Source organism: Gordonia phosphorivorans (assembly GCF_042432625.1).
Lineage (GTDB): Bacteria > Actinomycetota > Actinomycetes > Mycobacteriales > Mycobacteriaceae > Gordonia > Gordonia phosphorivorans.
The window spans coordinates 83190-100594 of sequence record NZ_JBHLWV010000013.1; the positions used below are offsets into that span (position 1 = coordinate 83190).

The window sequence follows — 17405 nt, forward strand, 5'->3', positions numbered from 1 at the left end:
GCCCTCAGAACGGCGGCTCGTCGTCGACAGGATCGGCGGCGATGGACTCCGGGGGCTGCTCGGACAGCTCGGCGAGGCGACGGTCGTGATTGGCTTTGCGTTCGGCCCGACGCCGGGCGTGCTTGGCCGCGGTCCGGGTGCAGGCTCGCTGCGGGCCGCCTGCGACGGTTCCGGTGGCGATTCCGGTGGCGTGTTGGCCGGCGAGCTGGTGGGTGCAGCGCAGATCAGCCAGGCGCGGAATCAACCACTGGTTGGGCGCGAGCACCTCGACTCCTCTGCCCCAGGGGCGTGGTCACGCTCGAGTGGTAACGACCATTCGAGTCGATCCAGAGGTCGTCGACGAAGCTCTCCAGATTCGTCTTCACCAAATGGTGATAGCGGCACTTGGGCAACAGATTGCAAACGCACGTGGGCCCACCGAGCTCCGGATGGACGTTGTCGAACTCGGCCACATGGTCCAGATCGCACGCGAACGCCGCGCGCTCGCAGCCGGGGATGGAGCAGGTGCCCCACAGGAACCGCGCGATCAGGTCGGTCAGCAGATTCGGACGGTACGGATCGCTCGGAAGAGCGGTCTTGGCGATCACCGCGGCCGGTTCTCCGCCGTTTTCGGTCTCGGGCCGTGAGTCATCGCCCCGGCGCTCGTCCGGGGTGTCGGAGCGGGGTGCTCGTCGATGCAGCGCCGCCTCCTCGGGACGCGCAGCAGAGTCGTGTCCGGCAGCGGAGCTGGGTTCGAGCAGGTCGTCGAGACGGTGCCGGTGGATCACGGCATCATCGCGCGCGGCAATCTCGCGGACGTGTTCGGCCGAGATCGGGCCGTGCCCGTCGAGGTAGCCGCACTTGTCGCCGCCATCCAGGGTGGTGGCGTCGCACAGCACGTGCACGACGATTCGCGCGGCACGCGCGTCGAGTTCGACCTCGCTGATCTGCGCGGTGCAGCCGTCGGTGTCGCATTCGCAGGTGAACTGCTTGCGCTGCAGGAGCGCGATCGCGGCGTCCGAGCGGGCTTGAGTCTTGGTGCGCGGGTCTGCGGGGCAGCGGCCGGCGATGACTGCGTCGAGCATCTGGCGCGCGAGGCGGACGTCCTCGGCAGTTGCGGTGAGGAACAGTTGCGCCATGCCGGCTTCCAGGGACTGGTGGCCGAGGCTGCGGCCGTCTTTGGCGTTCTCGCGTTCGCGGCGCGCGGCATCGGGATCGTTCTCGGCGACGAGTCGGCGGGCGAGCGCGCCGGTCTTGGCCACCGAGATCGAGGTATAGCCGCGTTGGGCGCCGGTGATCTCCTTGGCGATCAGGGCGTCGATCATGGCCATGATGGCTTCGTCGACCACCAAGCGGCCCTCGTGGGCGATGCGGTGGAAGCGATCGCGGTCGATCAGACCCAGCCGCATGGTCGCGTACACGCGCGGCAGTCGATCCCGCGCGTCGAGGGCGTCGGCGAGGAGCGCTTCGGCGGCGTACTCGGTGCTCTCCAGACTCATCTGCAGTTCCAGCGTCGTCTGGGCTTCGGCGTCGATCAGCGACTTCTGGGTCGCGACGAGGTCGCTCGTCGAGGCGCAGACGCGGGCGAACATGGACAACGCGAACTGGAACAACTGCCAATCGAGGAAGCACTGTCCGTTCTTGGTCGCGGTGATCGCCGCGACCACCGCACCGGTGGGCAGGTTCGCGAGGTCGGTGCCGGGAGCGGGGAGGCCGCAGGCGGTCAGGTCGGCGTCGGGCCACCTCGAAGCTGTTCGCTGCGCCATGGCTACTCACCTCCCCAAGCGAGTCAGCACACCTTAAACTAGTTCTGGTGTTCTAAAGCCATGCTAGACCCACCCACCGACAAGAATGACGCCTACATCGGGCTGCGGCGGCGGACCTCGCCGACCGGCCGGCCCGGAGCCTTCCCCCGGGTCCGGCTCAGTCGCTCTGGGCGGCCTGCGCCTTCTTGCGCTCGATGTCGGCCAGCGCCCGTTCGTACTCGGCGCGCTGCTCGGCGCCGGCCTCCCAGGCCTCCAGGCGGTTCTTCACCACGCGGGCCGGCGAGCCGACGGCGATCGAATAGTCTGGGATCACCCCGCGCGTGACCGCGTGCGCGCCCAACACACTGCCCCGCCCGACGATCGTGTTCCGCAGCACCGTCACCTTGGTGGCCACCCAGGTGTCGGCGCCGATGCGCACCGGGCCCTTGACGATGCCCTGGTCCTTGATCGGAATGCCGATGTGGTCGGTCACGTGGTCGAAGTCGCAGATGTAGCACCAGTCGGCGATCAGCGTGGAGCCGCCGATCTCGATGTCCAGGTACGCGTTCACCACGTTGTTGCAGCCGAAGACGGCCTTGTCACCGATCCGGAGGCTGCCCTCGTGGCAGCGGATCGAGTTGCCGTCGCCGATATGCACCCAGCGCCCGATCTCCATCCGCGAGATCTCCGGCGTCGCGTGGATCTCCACGTCCTTGCCGAGGAAGACCATGCCGCGCAGCACGATGTGCGGGTTGGCCAGCCGGAACCGGGCCAACCGGTAGTAACGCACCAGGTACCAGGGGGTCCAGGCCTTGTTCTTCTTGATCCAGCGGAGCGAGTCCATGGTGAGAAAACGGGCTTGCGCGGGGTCCCGGCGGCGCAATCCGGCACGCCAGCGCGAACGGTACGAGGCGTTCCACATGGTGGTCATGAGGACAAACCCTAATCGACGCAATTTTCCGACACGATAGAGTCTTGCCCGAACGGCCCGTCCGCGCTTCACGCCGCGGCCGGGGCAGGCGAAGGAAGGTACCCCAAGGGATGCAGCAGTCAGCCGGATCACGTCTGCGGCGCGGTCGTACCCTCTCCTCGATCGCGCTGGTGGCGATCATCGGACTGATGCTGACGGCCTGCTCCGACGGGCACACCGAGGTCCGCGCGATCCCGGCCGCCGGGTGGCCCACCTACGGCGGCGACGGCGCCAACTCGAACTACACGCCGGTCACCGCGCCGGACGATCTGGCGTTGGCCTGGACCCGCCCCACCGGCGGCCCCATCAGCGCTCCCCTGACCATGAACGCCCTGGGCGACATCGGGGTCACGGCCAACACCGGCAACGGCTGCAACATGTTCGTCTTCGACCACGCCGCGGGCCGGAAGAACTTCTGCAAGCGGATGACCGCGGGCGTCGAACTCAACGCCATGGCCTTCGACCAGAACTCGCAGCCCTACCTCGGCGAGTCGAGCACGTTCCTGGCCTTCAACGGCGGCGGCTCCATCCGGTGGCGGATGCCGGTCATCGGGGTCCCGGTCTCGGCCAAGTTCGCCGGACCGGGCCGCGTGCTGATGGTGACCACGCAGGGTCAAATCCTGCTGATCAACGCCCAGACCAACGCCTTCGAGACGCCGGAGGTGCGGCTGCGGCCGGACGCCCGACCCGATGAGCCGCTGTTCGGGCTCGGCGACTGCGTCACCGGCGGCCCGCTCTGCGCGGTCTCCGCGCCCCCGGCCGTCGACGCCGCCAATGAGCGCTTCTACCTCAACTTCCGTCCCGAGGGCACCGCGCAGTCGCAGCTGAGCGCCCTGACCTACGCCGAGTCCGCCCTGCTGGCCGATGGTGGGAAGCCCACCGACGTCGAGCGCCAGATCATTCAGCGCTGGCACGTAGAGGTGCCCGGCGGCATGGTCGGTCCGCCGACGGTCTCGGCCGACGGCACGACGGTGTACGCCTTCGGCCGCGACGGTCGCCTCTACGCCTACGACGCCGCCGACGGCTCGCCGCGATGGAATCACGATCTCGGTGGCTTCGGCTTCGCGACGCTGGCCGTGTCCCCGGACGGGGTGCTCATCCCCACCGGCACGGTCGGAGCTCCCCTGACGATCCTCAAGGACACCGGCGACGGCGCCGAGGTGATCGCCGAGCGCACCGATCTGGAGACGGTCAGCCTGTCGACGATCACCGGCGGCGACCGCGCCTGGACCGTGGTGCGCACGGGCGCCGACCAGAAGCTGATGTTGACCGAGGTCTCCACGTCCGACGGTGCGACACTGCGGTCGTTGGAACTGCCGAACGCGGCCGGTTTCACCACCGGTATCGCGGTCTCGGCATGGGGCAGCGTCGCGGTGGCCACCCACGCCGGCGAGGTCTTCTACTTCAGTCCCCGGTAGTTCGGCTGCCGCGCGCCGTCAGGCGGCCGCGCGGACGCCGGGTTCGCACAGGAACGCCACGCCCTGGCGTCCGATGCGCGTCAGGATGAGCGCGTAGGGCTCGGTCCCCTTGAGCTTGAGTCGCTTGCGGAGTCGATCCGGGTCCACGTCCAGGCCGCGCACCAGCACCTCCAGGCTGCCGCAGCCGCGTGCGGCCAGCGCTCCGCGCAGCGCCTTCTCGGCGACCGGCAATCGTTCGATCACGCGGAAGCCGCGTTCACCGGCGGGAACCGTGTCTCCGGTCAGATAGGCGATCTGCGGGTCCAGCTGACGCAGGCCGTGGGCGTGCGCGTAATGCCGCACCAGACCCGCGCGCACCACCGCGCCGTCGGGGTCGACGATCCACTCCCCCACCCCCGGCTCCTCGAGCTCGTCCGGGTCGTCGGAGGTGACCTCGTAGACGGTGGTGCCGTCCGGCCCGCTGCGCAGCACGCTGGCGCGATTGGCGGGCTGCCCGGCCGCCTCGGTCCACAGGCAGGCCTCGCGGACCCCGCCGTCCAGGGAGACCACCTGGACCTGACCGTCGAAACCGAAGCGAGTGCGCAAGTGCCGATAGTCCAGGCCGGGTGAGCATTTGACCACCAGCGGCCGCCCGGCGTAGACGGTGAGCAGTTCCAGCAGCGGCGGATCGAGCTGATCGATGCCGAAGACCCGGCCGCCGCTGTTGCGGCGTCCCGGGTCGGCGATGAAGAGGTCGGCCGTCGACGTCGGTGTGAGCGCGTCCGCGCGCAGCAGCGTGGGCGCCACGCCGCCGAGCAGACCCAGGTTGTGCTGCGCCATGGCCAGCCGCACCGGATCCAGATCCGAGCCGAGCACCGCGCCGATACCGGGCTCGGCGGCCAGCGCGGACAGCTCCGCCCCGATCGAGCACGTCAGGTCGTGCACCATCGCACCCGGATGGCGGCGGGCGATCTCGGCGGCACGCAGCGCCGCGACCGGTGTCGCGGTGGCCTGCTGCACGGCGTTGTCGTCGGCCAGCAGTTCGTCGGCGTTCGCCAGCTTGCCCGCCGCTCGGCGCCGGGCGCGGACGGTCTCGACCAGTGCCGCCGCATGCTCGGGGTACCGAGAACGCAGCGCGGTGAGGTCAGCGAGCAGCGACGATGAGGTCAGCGCGAACTGCGCGGCCACCTCGAGCGCTTTGCTGCCGTACCGCGAGCGCAGAAAGGCGACGTCCTCTGGACTCAGGGCGTAGGTCACGGCGGTCGGTCGACGTCGACGCCCCTACGGGGTCGGCTTCACCCCGGTGATGAGCACGTTGTAGAAGTACTGCGGCGGCACGATCTTGGACAGGACGTTGTCGTCGAGCCACGTCATCCGCTTCCAGCCACCGAAGGCGAAGCGCGCCCAGCCCCAACCCAGCTTCTCGCCGGGGACGGCCGCTTCGAAGGTGCGCACCGGCCAGCCGAGCATCGCGGCCGCGAGCTCCTCGCTGGCCGACTTCACCTCCACGGCGCCGGCTGCGGTCGCGAGGTCCTCCAGGTCCTGCGGCGAGAAGGTGTGGATGTCCACGACGGCCTCGAGTGCCGCGGCCCGCGAGGACTCGTCGAGCTCGGCCTGCGTGCGGCGCCACGACTGCAGCGGCCCGAACTTGGTGACGGTGGTGGTGGCCCACCAGGTGGCCCGGCTCATCCAGCGGGCGTAGAAGTCGCCCAGGGTCGACGGCTCGCCGGCGAAGACGAAACGGCCGCCCGGCTTGAGCACGCGCAGCACCTCGCGCAGCGACTGCTCGACGTCCGGGATGTGGTGCAGCACGGCATGACCGACGACCAGGTCGAAGGTGTTGTCGTCGTACGGGATCTTCTCGGCGTCGGCCACCCGGCCGTCCACGTCGAGCCCGAGGCCCTCGGCGTTGCGCAGCGCCACCTTCACCATGCCGGGCGACAGGTCGGTGACCGACCCCTTGGTGGCCACCCCCGACTGCATCAGGTTGAGCAGGAAGAAGCCGGTGCCGCAGCCCAGCTCCATCGCGTGCCCGTACGGCAGATCGGCGTCGGGCACGATGCGGTCCAGGCGGCCGCGCGCGTAGTCGATGCAGCGTTCGTCGAACGAGATCGACCACTTGTCGTCGTAGCTCTCCGCTTCCCAGTCGTGGTAGAGGACCTGGGCCAGTTTGGTGTCGGTGAGCGCAGCCTCCACCTGCTCGGCGGTAGCGTGCGGGTTCGGCTTCGGATCGTCGATCGTCGTCATGAAGGTGGTGCTACTTTCCGGTGAAGTCGGCCTTGCCGGGGCCATTCTCGATGAACGACGCCATGCCGATCGCACGGTCGTCGGTGGCGAAGAGAGAAGCGAACAGGTGCGCTTCGATCTTCAACCCGGTTTCCAGGTCGGTGTCGAGGCCCTCGTCGATCGCGGCCTTCGCGGCGGCCAACGCCACCGAGGCCGCACCGGTGAACCGGGCCGCCCACGTCACGGCCGCGGTGTAGACGTCGTCGGGAGCGACGACCTCGTCGACCAGACCGATCGCCAGCGCCTCCTCGGCACCGACGAAACGACCCGTGAACACCATGTCCTTGGCCCGCGACGGGCCGATGAGGCGGGCCAGACGCTGCGTCCCGCCGCCTCCGGGGATCACGCCGAGGAGCACCTCGGGGACGCCGAGCTTCGCGTTGTCGCCGGCGATGCGGCGGTCCGCGCCGAGCGCCACTTCCAGTCCGCCGCCCAGGGCGTAACCGGTGATGGCCGCCACCGTGGGCTTGGTGATCTCGGAGATCGCCCCGAGGCCGCGCTGCAAGCCGCGCGCGATCTTCGCCATCTCGGTGGCCGTGATGTCGATCATCTCTTTGATGTCGGCGCCGGCGGCGAAGACCTTGGGTCCGCCGTAGACGACGACGGCCTTGATGTCGTCGCGCGCATTCGCCTCCGCGGCGGCCGCGACGAGCTCGTCCTGAACCTGACGGTTCAGTGCGTTCATCGGCGGGCGACGCAGCTCGATGATGCCGACGCCCGGGTGGTCCGGGGCGGTTTCGAAGGTCACGAACTCAGCCATGTCAGGCACGTTACCGGGTGGATGCCCGTCGTTCCCAACTGCACCCGCCACGGGGGTACTCGTCGGTAGAATCCGGCTATGGGTGGCGACGCCGTGGAACTGCTCGTACCGGGACCGCCGGGCGCCGACGGGGCGCGTCCGGGGCGGATCGTCCGATTCAGCAGTCCCGATCGCATCTACTTCCCGGACGCGCCCGGGCCGCGCGGCACCGGAATCACCAAACTGGATCTGGCCCACTACTACCGGGCCGTCGGGCCCGGCATCGTGGCCGCCCTCGATCAGCGCCCCACCATGCTGCACCGGCGACCCAAGGGTCTGGCCGGACCCAAGGTGCACCAGAAGAAGCTGCCCGCGGGCGCCCCCGACTGGATCGAGACCGTCGGCATCGACTTTCCGCGCTATCAGCGCACGGTCCACGAGCTCTGTGTCACCGAGCTCGCCGCCGTGCTGTGGGCGGTGCAGATGTCGACCGTCGAGTTCCATCCGTGGAACTCCCGGCGCACGGCGGTGGAGTTTCCGGACGAATGGCGGATCGACCTCGACCCGATGCCCGACTGCGATCTAGCGCGGACGCGACGCGTCGCGCGCGCCGCGCAGGAGCTCCTCGACGAGCTCGGCATTCGAGGCTTCCCGAAGACCTCCGGCGGCCGCGGCCTGCACATTTACGTCCGGATCGCCCCGGACTGGGGTTTCGCCGACGTTCGCCGCGCCGCCCGCGCCTTCGGTCGCGAAGTGACGCGGCGGCTCCCCGAGGACGCGACCGTGGTGTGGTGGCGAAAGGACCGGGACCCGGCGAAGGTCTTCATCGACTTCAACCAGAACGCCCGCGATCACACCATGGCCGCGGCCTACTCGGTGCGCTCCACCCCGCGGGCCACCGTGAGCGCGCCGCTGGACTGGTCGGAGGTCGACGACGCCGAACCGGACGACTTCACCGTCGCCACCATGCCGCAGCGGTTCGCCCGACGCGGCGACCTGTTCGCACCGATGGAGGAGTCCGCACACCGGCTGGACACCCTGCTGGAGTGGGCGGACCGAGACGAGGCCGACGATGACACTGCCGACTCGGAGAGTAGGTGACGCGGTGGGCTACTTGGCTGCGTCGCGCAGACGGTCCAGACGCCCGTCCTTGAGCGCCGCGAAGTAGTCGTCGGCACCGGTGAAGCCAAGCCCGAGAATGCCCTGGCCGTCGGAGACCTCTGGCTCGATCGGGGTCAGGACCCGCGGCTTGGCCACCAGTTCGGCCACCGTCGCGAACTCGGCGACGTCGCGCAGCTGAGTCCAGGTGGGCGGCAACAGGAAGCGACGTCCGTCCTGCCAGTCGGCCAGAGCCGCGTCGGCAGTGCGCCATTCGGTGGCCTCGGCCTCGGTGGTGGCGCCGTCTGCGTCGTGACCGTCCGGCACCTGCGCGAGGAAGAACCGGGTGTCGTAGCGGCGCCGCTCGTTCTTCGGCGTGATCCAGTGCGCCATCGGTGTCAGCAGGTCCGTCCGCAGCACCAGGTCGTGGTTCTGCAGGAACTGCGCGAAGGACAGTTCCTTGCTCACCAACGCTGCCCGTTCGGCGCCGTAGATCGACGGGTCGGCGCAGACCTGGGTGGCGGTGCCGGCCAGCAGCACGCCGCATTCCTCGAAGGTCTCGCGGACCGCGGCCGAGACCAGCGCGCGGGCGGTCGCCTCGTCGGTGACGAGCTGCTCGGCCCACCACCCGACCTCGGGCCCGGCCCACCGGATCGCGGCGTCCCGATCACGATCGTCCACGCCACCGCCTGGAAAGACGGTCATGCCGCCGGCGAAGGCCATCTGCTGCACGCGGTGCTGTAGGAAGACCTCGATGCCTTCGCCGCCGTCGCGCACCAGGACGACCGTCGACGCATCACGCAGCGGGGCGATCTCGTGCGGGCTGTCAGCGCTCATGGTTTCGTCTCCTGCTCGGGCGGCGTGAGCAAGCGCTCACTCGTCATGGCTCGACTGTATCCCTCAGACGTCGGCGGCTCGCCGGTGCCCGCCGGCCCGGCGCGCCCGGCGGGCGAAGTAGCGTCCGTCTTCCCGGCTCAGCGCGATGTTCTGCCGGAAGGTCGCGGTCAGGTTCTCGGCGGTCAGCGTGTCCGCGAGCGGCCCCTGCGCGGTCACCTCGCCCTCGGACAGCATGATGAGGTTGGTGAAGCCCGGCGGGATCTCCTCCACGTGGTGGGTGATGAGCACCATCGCCGGGGCATCCGGATCGAGGGCCAACCGGCTCAGACGGTCGACGAGCTCCTCGCGCCCGCCCAGATCGAGCCCGGCCGCCGGTTCGTCCAGCAGCAGCAGTTCCGGATCGGTCATCAGCCCGCGGGCGATCAGCACGCGCTTGCGCTCCCCCTCCGACAGGGTGCCGAAGGTGCGGTCGGCGAGGTGCTCGGCGCCCATCGACTCCAGCACCTCCACCGCGCGCTGCCGATCGAAGTCGTCGTAGTCCTCGCGCCACCGGCCGAGCACCGCGTAGCCGGCCGAGATCACCAGGTCCGCGACCACCTCGCCGGGCGGAATACGACCTGCCGTCGCCGAACTCACCAGACCGACGCGCGTGGTCAGGTCCCGCAGGTCGGTGCGCCCCAGCTGCTCGCCGAGCACGAAGGCGGTGCCGGCGGTGGGGTGCTCGACGGCCCCGGCCATCCGCAGCAGCGACGTCTTGCCCGCACCGTTCGGCCCGATGATCACCCAGCGCTCGTCGAGCTCCACCTTCCAGTCGATGGGTCCGACCAGGGTCTTGCCGCCGCGTACCAGGCGCACGTCGGTAAAATCGAGAATCAGGTCCGGGTCGGTCTGCGCATCAGTCACCCCACCATGATGGACGACCGCGCGGCTCGGGTGCGGGAGGCCCACGGGAATACAACCGGTGGCGGCGGACTTGAACCAGACCGTGAACCTGTCGAATGTTCCCCTGTCCCTGCTCGATCTGGCCCAGGTGGGAGCCGGCGAGACGGTCCGCGAATCGCTGCGGCACTCCCTGGAGCTCGCCGAGTTCGCTGACACCACCGGTTATCGACGTCTCTGGTACGCCGAGCACCACAACATGTCGGCCATCGCCTCGGCCGCCCCGGCCGTGCTGATCGCGCGCATGGGTGCGGCCACCAGCCGCATCCGGTTGGGCGCCGGCGGCGTCATGCTGCCGAACCATTCGCCGTTGGCGATCGCCGAGCAGTTCGGCACGCTTGCCGAGCTGTACCCGGACCGCATCGACCTCGGCCTCGGCCGCGCCCCCGGCGGAGACCAGGCGACGTTCGCGGCGCTGCGCCGGAGCCCCGCCGCCTCCGAACAGTTCCCCGCCGACGTCGTGGAACTGCAGAAGTACCTGCGCGGCACCCCGCAGCAATCCGGGGTGGTGGCCACGCCGGGTGCAGGCACCGATGTGCCGCTGTACATCCTGGGCTCGTCCCTGTTCGGCGCGCAGCTCGCCGCCTACCTCGGGCTCCCCTACGCCTTCGCCTCGCACTTCGCGCCGGCCGCACTCGAGCAGGCCGTCGCCCTGTACCGCAGCGAGTTCCGTCCCCTCCAAGCCGAGTTCGGCGGCCTCGCCGAGCCCTATGTGATCGCCGCAGCGGGCGTGATCGCCGACGACGACGCCGACCTCGCCCGCGCACAGTTCGACGCGACCCGTCGGCACCGAGCCAAGTTCCTGTTCGCCCGGGACACGTCGCTCTCGGACGAACAGGCCGACGCGCTGCTCGCCGGTCCGGTGGGCCGCCAGGTGGACGACATGCTCCACCACACCGCCGTCGGCACCCCGGAGCAGGTGCGGGACACGCTGGCCGGTTTCGCCGAGTACGCGCGCGCCGACGAACTCATGCTCGCGCCCATGGCCCCCGACCGTGCGGTCTGGCTCGGTACCGTGCGGGCGCTGGCGCCGACCGCCTGACCGCGATCACTCCGCAGGCAGGGCCTCGGCGATCACGGTGACCGACCCCGGCGCGATCTCGGTGTACCCGGCATCGCGGACCACCGCGGCACGCCCGTGCTCGGCGGCCGCGAGCAGCTGCGCCCACCGGCGCCGATCGGCCTGACACACCTGCACCGGGCAGCCGTCCTCGGCCCATCGCGGTGCGGCGTCCGGCGGCACCAGTTCGGCACCGAGCATGGCCGCGTGCCCCACCTGGGCGGCGAGTTTGCCGACGGTCATCGCCAGGTCGGGCGCCGTCCACAGGCGCAACCGGGCCCCGCGCCCGTCGGCACGCGGCGCCGACGGAAGCTCCCCGGCGATGTCGGTGCCCTCGATCTGCAGTTTCGTCACCCGCCGGTCGGCCCGGCCCACCGGCCCGGGCACCAGCGCACGGGCCTGGGCCGCTCCCACCTGGGCGGTGACGCCGGGCAGTTCCTGGACCGCGGCCCAGGATGCGCCCCGCGCACGCCGCGCGATCTTGCGGATACGGCCGGCGCACCAGGCATCGAAGGCCTCGGCCCATTCGCCTCCGGGCTCGGCCCTGGGGTCCAGGCAGGCCGCGATACTCGCCTGCGCCGCCGCCTCCAGCAGCGCTGCCCGGTCCGGCGGCGTCGACTTCTCGATACGCAAGACTAACGGCATGGCCAGCACCTGGCCGGGGTCGTCCGGATCGACGCCACGCGGCGAATAATGCGCAAGCCGGGCAAAGTTCTGCGATAGTGCCATCGAGCACACCGTAGCTCAGCGGATACGCTCACACCCACACACGCTCAGCACCCACCGTGAAAGGGCTCCATGCCTGCGACGACCCGCCGATGGCCGGCCCGAACCGCCGCCATGCTCCTGGCCGCCGCGCTGCTATCGACCGGCACGCTGTCGTGTTCGAGCGACACCTCCGGCCATGCCGTCCGGGTTCCGGTCGCCGCCGACCCGACACCCGTCGTGCCGGTGCGCGCCGAGTCGAATGTTCCGCTGACCAAGCTGGCGCCCGGCGCCAAACCACCCCAGTTCATTCTGTTCTCCTTCGACGGTGTGGGCGTCGGCCCCAACTGGGACCTGTTCCTGGAGACGGCCAAGGAGACCGACGCCCGTTTCAGCGCACTGATGACCGGGCTGTACTTCCTCACCGACGCGGCCCGCAAGAAGTACCGCGCCCCCGGCCGCAAGCCGGGCGAGGCCGCGATCGGTTTCGGCGGCACCAAGGCCGAGGTGATCGAGGAGATCGAGTACCTCAACAAGACCTGGTACGACGGCCACGAGATGGGCACCCACTACGTCGGCCACTTCTGCGCCGGCACGTCCTATCCGGGCAACGCGTGGACCACCGCCGATTGGAACCACGAACTCGATCAGTTCTTCTCGCTGATGGTCAACTGGCGCACCAACAACGGCATCACCACCGGCCCCGATCTGGCGTTCGGACCGGAGGTGGTCAAGGGCGGCCGCACCCAGTGCCTCGAGGGCACCCCGAAGGCCCTGTTCCCCGCGCTCCGCAAGCACCACATGACGTGGGATTCGTCGATGGCGGCGGCGCAGCCGGGTATCTTCTGGCCCACCAAGGAACGGGGGATCTGGGAGTTCCCCATTCCCTACGTGTATTCGCCCGCCCTCAAGCACCGGCAGACCGCGCTGGACTACAACTTCTGGTACACCTACAACGGCGCGCGCGATCGCCCCAAGGACGCCCCGAAGATCCGCCGAGCGGTCCGCTCCACATACGATTACATGTACAAGCGCGCCTACGAGGGCAATCGCGCTCCCCTGGTGATCGCCAACCACTTCAACGAGTGGAACGCCAACGCCTTCAACCCGGCCACCGCCGACTTCATGCGGGATGCGTGCACCAAGCCGGAGACCGTCTGCGCCACCTACCAGGACGTGATCGCCTGGATGGAGCTGCAGGATCCGCAGGTGATCGCCGATCTCCAGAAGCTGCCCGCGGTGGCGATCGACGCCAAGCGCTGAGCCCCCTCGTCCGGGGCGATCAGGCCAGCGGGACCCGCCGCACGCCGCCGTCGACGGCGTCGGCGGCCTCGATCTCGTTGCGGGTCACGCCGAGCATGAACAGGACCGCGTCCAGGAACGGATGATCGAGCGTGGCATCGGCCACCTCCCGCAGCGCCGGCTTGGCGTTGAACGCGATGCCCAGGCCGGCGGCGGTGAGCATGTCGATGTCGTTGGCGCCATCGCCGACCGCGACGGTCTGTTCCATCGGCACCCCCATCTCGGCGGCGAACGCGGCGAGCGCGAGGGCCTTGCCCGGCCGGTCCACCACTTCGCCGATCACGCGGCCGGTGAGCTTGCCGTCGACCACCTCGAGGGTGTTGGCGCGCACGAAGTCCAGCTCCAGGTCCGCCGCGAGCGGCTCGATCACCTGGCGGAAGCCGCCGGAGACCACACCGCAGTGATAGCCGAGGCGGTGCAGGGTGCGAATGGTGGTGCGCGCACCCGGCGTCAGTTCGATGGACTGTGCCACGCGGTCGATCACCGAGGCGTCCAGGCCCTCCAGCGCGCGCACGCGCTGATGGAGCGACTGCGCGAAGTCGAGTTCGCCGCGCATCGCGGCCTCGGTGACGGCCGCGACCTCGGCTTCCCGACCGGCTTCCGCGGCGAGCATCTCGATCACCTCGCCCTGGATCAGGGTGGAGTCGACGTCGAAGACGATGACCCTCTTGGCCCGGCGCGCCAGCCCGGCACGCTCGACGGCCAGGTCGATCGGGTAGCGGCCGGTGACCGCGCCCAGCGCCTTGCGCAGGGCCGCGTCGTCGCCGTCGTCGACGGTGACGAGCAGTTCCAGACCGGTGAGCGGATAGTCGGCGACGCCGCGGATCGAGTCGATGTTCCCGCCCTGCTCGGCGAGCGCGGCCGCGACGGCGGCGAAGGCCTCCGCGGCGATCGGGCTGCCCAGGATCACCACCGCGTGGCTGGACGGCCCGCGGACGCCCGCCTCGTCGTTCTGCCGGGCCACCACGTCCATCCCGTGCTCGGCCAGCGCCTGCGACACCGTCTCCCGGAGCGCGTGGGCGGAACGGTCGGTGGACACCAGCACGCCGAGGGTCAGGTGCTCGTGGATCACCACCTGCTCCACGTCGAGCAGGTCCACACCGCATTCGGTCAGGACGGTCATCAGCGACGACGTCACGCCGGGCTTGTCCGGCCCGCTCACCGTAAGAAGTACCGACGAATCCATCTCTGCGCTAGCCACCCTTGAATTATGGGCCACGGCGTTTCCGGCCGCACACCGGCATGGGGTCTGCGGCCGCCCGTCCCCGAGATGCACCGGGCCCGCCCGAGGAGGACTCGGGCGGGCCTGGTGGATCAGGTACTTCTACCGGGTTGCGGAACTACTTCGCTTCCGCGTGCTTCTCGCTACCCCAGCCGACGTGCGCTTCGTCGCGCATGCGATCGACCATGTGCGGGTAGTGCAGTTCGAACGCAGGACGCTCGGACCGGATCCGCGGCAGCTCGGTGAAGTTGTGACGCGGCGGCGGGCAGCTGGTGGCCCATTCGAGCGAGTTGCCGAAGCCCCACGGGTCGTCGACCGTGACGACCTCGCCGTAGCGGTAGCTCTTGAAGATGTTCCACAGGAACGGAATCATCGACAGACCCAGGACGAACGCACCCGACGTGGAGATCACGTTCAGCGTGGTGAAACCGTCGGTCGGCAGGTAGTCCGCGTAACGACGCGGCATGCCCTCGTTACCGAGCCAGTGCTGAACCAGGAAGGTCAGGTGGAAGCCGATGAAGGTCAGCCAGAAGTGCCACTTGCCCAGGCGCTCGTCCAGCATGCGACCGGTCATCTTCGGGAACCACAGGTAGATGCCGGCGTACGTGGCGAACACGATGGTGCCGAACAGGACGTAGTGGAAGTGCGCGACGATGAAGTAGGTGTCCGAGATGTGGAAGTCGATCGGCGGGCTGGCCATCAGCACACCGGTCAGGCCACCGAACAGGAAGGTCACGATGAAGCCGATCGAGAACAGCATGGGAGTCTCGAATGTCATTCGACCCTTCCACATCGTTCCGATCCAGTTGAAGAACTTCACGCCGGTGGGCACCGCGATCAAGAACGTCATGAACGAGAAGAACGGCAGCAGGACGGAGCCGGTCACGTACATGTGGTGCGCCCAGACGGCCACCGACAGTGCGGCGATCGCGAGGGTGGCGTAGACCAGGCCCGAGTAACCGAACAGCGGCTTGCGCGCGAAGATCGGGAAGACCTCGGAGACGATGCCGAAGAACGGCAGCGCGATCACGTAGACCTCGGGGTGGCCGAAGAACCAGAACAGGTGCTGCCACAGGATGACGCCACCGTTGGCGGGGTCGTAGATGTGGGCGCCGAACTGACGGTCCACCTCCAGGCCCATCAGGGCCGCGGTCAGCAGCGGGAAGATCAGCAGAATCAGGACGCTCGTCACCAGGATGTTCCAGGTGAAGATCGGCATGCGGAACATGGTCATACCGGGTGCACGCAGGCAGACCACGGTGGTGATCATGTTGACGGCGCCGAGGATGGTGCCCAGACCGGCGACGCCCAGACCCATGATCCACAGGTCGGCGCCGAAGCCCGGCGAGTGCACGGCGTCGGTCAGCGGGGTGTACGCGGTCCAACCGAAGTCAGCGGCGCCACCGGGAGTGAGGAAGCCGCCCAGAGCCACCAGGTTGCCGAACAGGAAGAGCCAGAAGCCCATCGCGTTCAGACGCGGGAAGGCGACGTCCGGAGCACCGATCTGCAGCGGCAGCACGAAGTTCGCGAAGCCGATCACGATCGGGGTGGCGTACATCAGCAGCATGACGGTGCCATGCATGGTGAACAGCTGGTTGAACTGCTCGTTCGAGAGGAACTGCAGTCCCGGGTGGGTCAGCTCGGCGCGCATCAGGAGGGCCATCAAGCCGCCCACCAGGAAGAACGCAAACGAGGCCACCATGTACATCTGACCGATCAGCTTGTGATCGGTCGTGGTGATCATTTTGTAAAAGAACGAACCCTTGCGCTGATAGCGCTCTGGGTACGGACGAACCGGAGTCACCTCGGTCGTCGGCTGGTCTAACGCGGTCACAGATCCTCCTCCTGGGCGCCCGACCGGCGCCTGGACTCTAACCATGCAAGGCACAAAACGGCACGACGCCGTCTGCGCTGTCCTCTGATCGTAAACCAGACCGAGCCCGCGCACCGCACGGGTCCTACGATCTGTCGTATTCGATTGTACCGAGACCCGGTTTTCGCAGGTCGGAGCCGCCATCGGGCCGACTCGCCCGCCGCGGAATCGACGGTCGGCTCTGCTAGCGTGGTCGAGTGCTCGCTAACTCCCCGCTCCGCGGACTCGGTCGCGCCCGCTCCCGCGGAATCAGCGCCCTCGTCGCACTGTCCACCGTCGCCACGCTCGGCGTGACCGCGTGCGGCGACGCCGACACCACGTTGCGCACGCCCGACGGCGAGGTGATCTCCACCGTCACCTCGCGGATCGCGCGCGTGAACATCGTCAACGCCGACCGCGACTACGCCCAGACGTGCCTGGCGCCCACCGCGACCGATGCCGGGCGTACGGACGTCGCCCGGGTGGTCGTCACCGATCCGAGCCTGCTCGATGCCTTCTGCGCGCTCGGTATCGGAAGCAAGGTGCGGGCGGTGACCGCCGACGCCGGCTCCATTCCCGCCTACCTCGGCCCCGCACTGGGCGCCGTCCCCACCCTCGGAGACAAGCCGACGGCCGAACAGGTGCGCGAGGCCGCACCCCAGCTGGTGCTGGCGACCCCGAGCACCGCGGCCGAACTGTCCGCTCTGCGGCAGACCGGCGCGCTCGGCAGCGCACGGGTGGCGACGATCGAACCGGGCAAGGATTGGCGGGCGCAGTTCACCGCGGTGGCCGCGGCGCTGAATCGGTCCGCGGCCGCCACCGAGCGCCTGGCCGAGTTCGACGCCGAGGTCAAGCGCATCGGCACCGTGATGGACGCCGCCCACAATCAGGTGTCGTTGGTTCGCTTCACACCCGACGCCGAGCTCCTGGAGGGCACCGCCAACTTCGGGGCGTCCATCCTCGCTCAGATCGGGGTGCAACGCCCGGCCGCCCAGCGCGGCGCCGATCCGGTGGTGGTCACCGAAGCGAACTTCACCGACGCCGACGCCGACCTGATCTACATCAGCGCCGAGGGCGAGCAGGGCATGTCCCGCGCCACCTCGGTGCTGGACAGCGATCGTTGGCTGGAGATGGGGGCGCCGAGCTGGCAGCGCGTGCTGTGGATCAACGACGACGTGTGGTTCCGCTCGTCCGGCCTGGCCGCCGCGTGGCTCGTCCTCAACGATGCCAAGAGCTCGCTCAACTCGAGCTCGGCTGGCGAATAGGGCGGCACC

Annotated in this window: 16 protein-coding genes; 5 read left to right on the forward strand and 11 right to left on the reverse strand. The window is 69.3% G+C overall.

The window, feature by feature from the left end; all coding sequences use genetic code 11:
- Positions 1 to 4: 4 nt before the first annotated feature.
- The 3 genes from ACFFJD_RS05025 to ACFFJD_RS05035 form a co-directional block, all read right to left on the reverse strand.
- On the reverse strand, positions 5 to 265 hold the full coding sequence (locus tag ACFFJD_RS05025; protein WP_382361804.1) for a hypothetical protein: 261 nt from the start codon (positions 263 to 265) through the stop codon (positions 5 to 7).
- Positions 225 to 1745, reverse strand: a complete 1521-nt coding sequence (locus ACFFJD_RS05030; protein WP_382361806.1) for an HNH endonuclease signature motif containing protein — start codon at positions 1743 to 1745, stop codon at positions 225 to 227. Before ACFFJD_RS05030 ends, ACFFJD_RS05025 begins: the two co-directional genes overlap by 41 nt.
- Positions 1746 to 1902: 157 nt before the next feature.
- Positions 1903 to 2655: an acyltransferase gene (locus tag ACFFJD_RS05035; protein WP_382361808.1), complete on the reverse strand. Its 753-nt coding sequence runs from the start codon at positions 2653 to 2655 to the stop codon at positions 1903 to 1905.
- 110 nt (positions 2656 to 2765) lie between these two features.
- Here ACFFJD_RS05035 and ACFFJD_RS05040 point away from each other — a divergent pair, with 110 nt between their 5' ends.
- Positions 2766 to 4112, forward strand: a complete 1347-nt coding sequence (locus ACFFJD_RS05040) for an outer membrane protein assembly factor BamB family protein (protein WP_382361810.1) — start codon at positions 2766 to 2768, stop codon at positions 4110 to 4112.
- 18 nt (positions 4113 to 4130) lie between these two features.
- On the opposite strand, the gene ACFFJD_RS05045 is transcribed toward ACFFJD_RS05040, so the two are convergent.
- Genes ACFFJD_RS05045 through ACFFJD_RS05055 form a run of 3 tightly spaced genes read right to left on the reverse strand, consistent with a single transcriptional unit; the run spans position 4131 to position 7137 of the window.
- Entirely contained in the window at positions 4131 to 5348 is a 1218-nt protein-coding gene (locus ACFFJD_RS05045) for a THUMP-like domain-containing protein (RefSeq protein WP_382361811.1), read from the reverse strand.
- 24 nt (positions 5349 to 5372) lie between these two features.
- Positions 5373 to 6338, reverse strand: a complete 966-nt coding sequence (locus tag ACFFJD_RS05050) for a methyltransferase domain-containing protein (RefSeq protein ID WP_382361813.1) — start codon at positions 6336 to 6338, stop codon at positions 5373 to 5375.
- Between the two features lie 10 nt (positions 6339 to 6348).
- Positions 6349 to 7137, reverse strand: coding sequence for an enoyl-CoA hydratase/isomerase family protein (locus ACFFJD_RS05055; protein ID WP_382361815.1), 789 nt, complete (start codon positions 7135 to 7137; stop codon positions 6349 to 6351).
- A 78-nt stretch (positions 7138 to 7215) separates the two neighbouring features.
- Between ACFFJD_RS05055 and ACFFJD_RS05060 the strand changes: the two genes are divergently transcribed.
- Positions 7216 to 8217, forward strand: a complete 1002-nt coding sequence (locus ACFFJD_RS05060; RefSeq protein WP_382361817.1) for a DNA polymerase domain-containing protein — start codon at positions 7216 to 7218, stop codon at positions 8215 to 8217.
- Positions 8218 to 8226: 9 nt separating this feature from the next.
- On the opposite strand, the gene ACFFJD_RS05065 is transcribed toward ACFFJD_RS05060, so the two are convergent.
- Together ACFFJD_RS05065 and ACFFJD_RS05070 are read right to left on the reverse strand one after the other, a co-directional pair.
- Positions 8227 to 9051 (reverse strand): NUDIX hydrolase, encoded by an 825-nt coding sequence (locus ACFFJD_RS05065; RefSeq protein ID WP_382361819.1) that lies wholly within the window; start codon positions 9049 to 9051, stop codon positions 8227 to 8229.
- A gap of 63 nt (positions 9052 to 9114) precedes the next feature.
- Positions 9115 to 9954, reverse strand: a complete 840-nt coding sequence (locus tag ACFFJD_RS05070) for an ABC transporter ATP-binding protein (RefSeq protein WP_382361821.1) — start codon at positions 9952 to 9954, stop codon at positions 9115 to 9117.
- Positions 9955 to 10024: 70 nt separating this feature from the next.
- Here ACFFJD_RS05070 and ACFFJD_RS05075 point away from each other — a divergent pair, with 70 nt between their 5' ends.
- Positions 10025 to 11032, forward strand: a complete 1008-nt coding sequence (locus tag ACFFJD_RS05075; RefSeq protein ID WP_382361823.1) for an LLM class flavin-dependent oxidoreductase — start codon at positions 10025 to 10027, stop codon at positions 11030 to 11032.
- A gap of 6 nt (positions 11033 to 11038) precedes the next feature.
- On the opposite strand, the gene ACFFJD_RS05080 is transcribed toward ACFFJD_RS05075, so the two are convergent.
- Complete coding sequence (locus ACFFJD_RS05080) at positions 11039 to 11779, reverse strand: aminoacyl-tRNA hydrolase (RefSeq protein ID WP_382361825.1); 741 nt, start codon at positions 11777 to 11779, stop codon at positions 11039 to 11041.
- Between the two features lie 69 nt (positions 11780 to 11848).
- On the opposite strand from ACFFJD_RS05080, the gene ACFFJD_RS05085 reads away from it, so the two are divergent.
- Positions 11849 to 13018 carry a polysaccharide deacetylase family protein gene (locus ACFFJD_RS05085; protein ID WP_382361827.1) on the forward strand — a complete coding sequence of 390 codons (1170 nt, stop codon included), beginning with the start codon at positions 11849 to 11851 and terminating at the stop codon, positions 13016 to 13018.
- A gap of 19 nt (positions 13019 to 13037) precedes the next feature.
- On the opposite strand, the gene serB is transcribed toward ACFFJD_RS05085, so the two are convergent.
- Together serB and ctaD are read right to left on the reverse strand one after the other, a co-directional pair.
- Positions 13038 to 14243: a phosphoserine phosphatase SerB gene (gene serB / locus ACFFJD_RS05090; RefSeq protein WP_382361979.1), complete on the reverse strand. Its 1206-nt coding sequence runs from the start codon at positions 14241 to 14243 to the stop codon at positions 13038 to 13040.
- Between the two features lie 154 nt (positions 14244 to 14397).
- Positions 14398 to 16113 (reverse strand): aa3-type cytochrome oxidase subunit I, encoded by a 1716-nt coding sequence (gene ctaD / locus ACFFJD_RS05095; protein ID WP_382361829.1) that lies wholly within the window; start codon positions 16111 to 16113, stop codon positions 14398 to 14400.
- A gap of 236 nt (positions 16114 to 16349) precedes the next feature.
- Here ctaD and ACFFJD_RS05100 point away from each other — a divergent pair, with 236 nt between their 5' ends.
- Positions 16350 to 17396: an ABC transporter substrate-binding protein gene (locus tag ACFFJD_RS05100; RefSeq protein WP_382361831.1), complete on the forward strand. Its 1047-nt coding sequence runs from the start codon at positions 16350 to 16352 to the stop codon at positions 17394 to 17396.
- Positions 17397 to 17405 lie beyond the last annotated feature (9 nt).

Coding starts and splice junctions, on each gene's coding strand:
- ACFFJD_RS05030 (WP_382361806.1), bottom strand. CDS start 1,745: ATGGCGCAGCGAACAGCTTCGAGGTGGCCCGACGCCGACCTGACCGCC.
- ACFFJD_RS05035 (WP_382361808.1), bottom strand. CDS start 2,655: ATGACCACCATGTGGAACGCCTCGTACCGTTCGCGCTGGCGTGCCGGA.
- ACFFJD_RS05040 (WP_382361810.1), top strand. CDS start 2,766: ATGCAGCAGTCAGCCGGATCACGTCTGCGGCGCGGTCGTACCCTCTCC.
- ACFFJD_RS05050 (WP_382361813.1), bottom strand. CDS start 6,338: ATGACGACGATCGACGATCCGAAGCCGAACCCGCACGCTACCGCCGAG.
- ACFFJD_RS05055 (WP_382361815.1), bottom strand. CDS start 7,137: ATGGCTGAGTTCGTGACCTTCGAAACCGCCCCGGACCACCCGGGCGTC.
- ACFFJD_RS05060 (WP_382361817.1), top strand. CDS start 7,216: ATGGGTGGCGACGCCGTGGAACTGCTCGTACCGGGACCGCCGGGCGCC.
- ACFFJD_RS05065 (WP_382361819.1), bottom strand. CDS start 9,051: ATGAGCGCTGACAGCCCGCACGAGATCGCCCCGCTGCGTGATGCGTCG.
- ACFFJD_RS05080 (WP_382361825.1), bottom strand. CDS start 11,779: ATGGCACTATCGCAGAACTTTGCCCGGCTTGCGCATTATTCGCCGCGT.
- ACFFJD_RS05085 (WP_382361827.1), top strand. CDS start 11,849: ATGCCTGCGACGACCCGCCGATGGCCGGCCCGAACCGCCGCCATGCTC.
- serB (WP_382361979.1), bottom strand. CDS start 14,243: ATGGATTCGTCGGTACTTCTTACGGTGAGCGGGCCGGACAAGCCCGGC.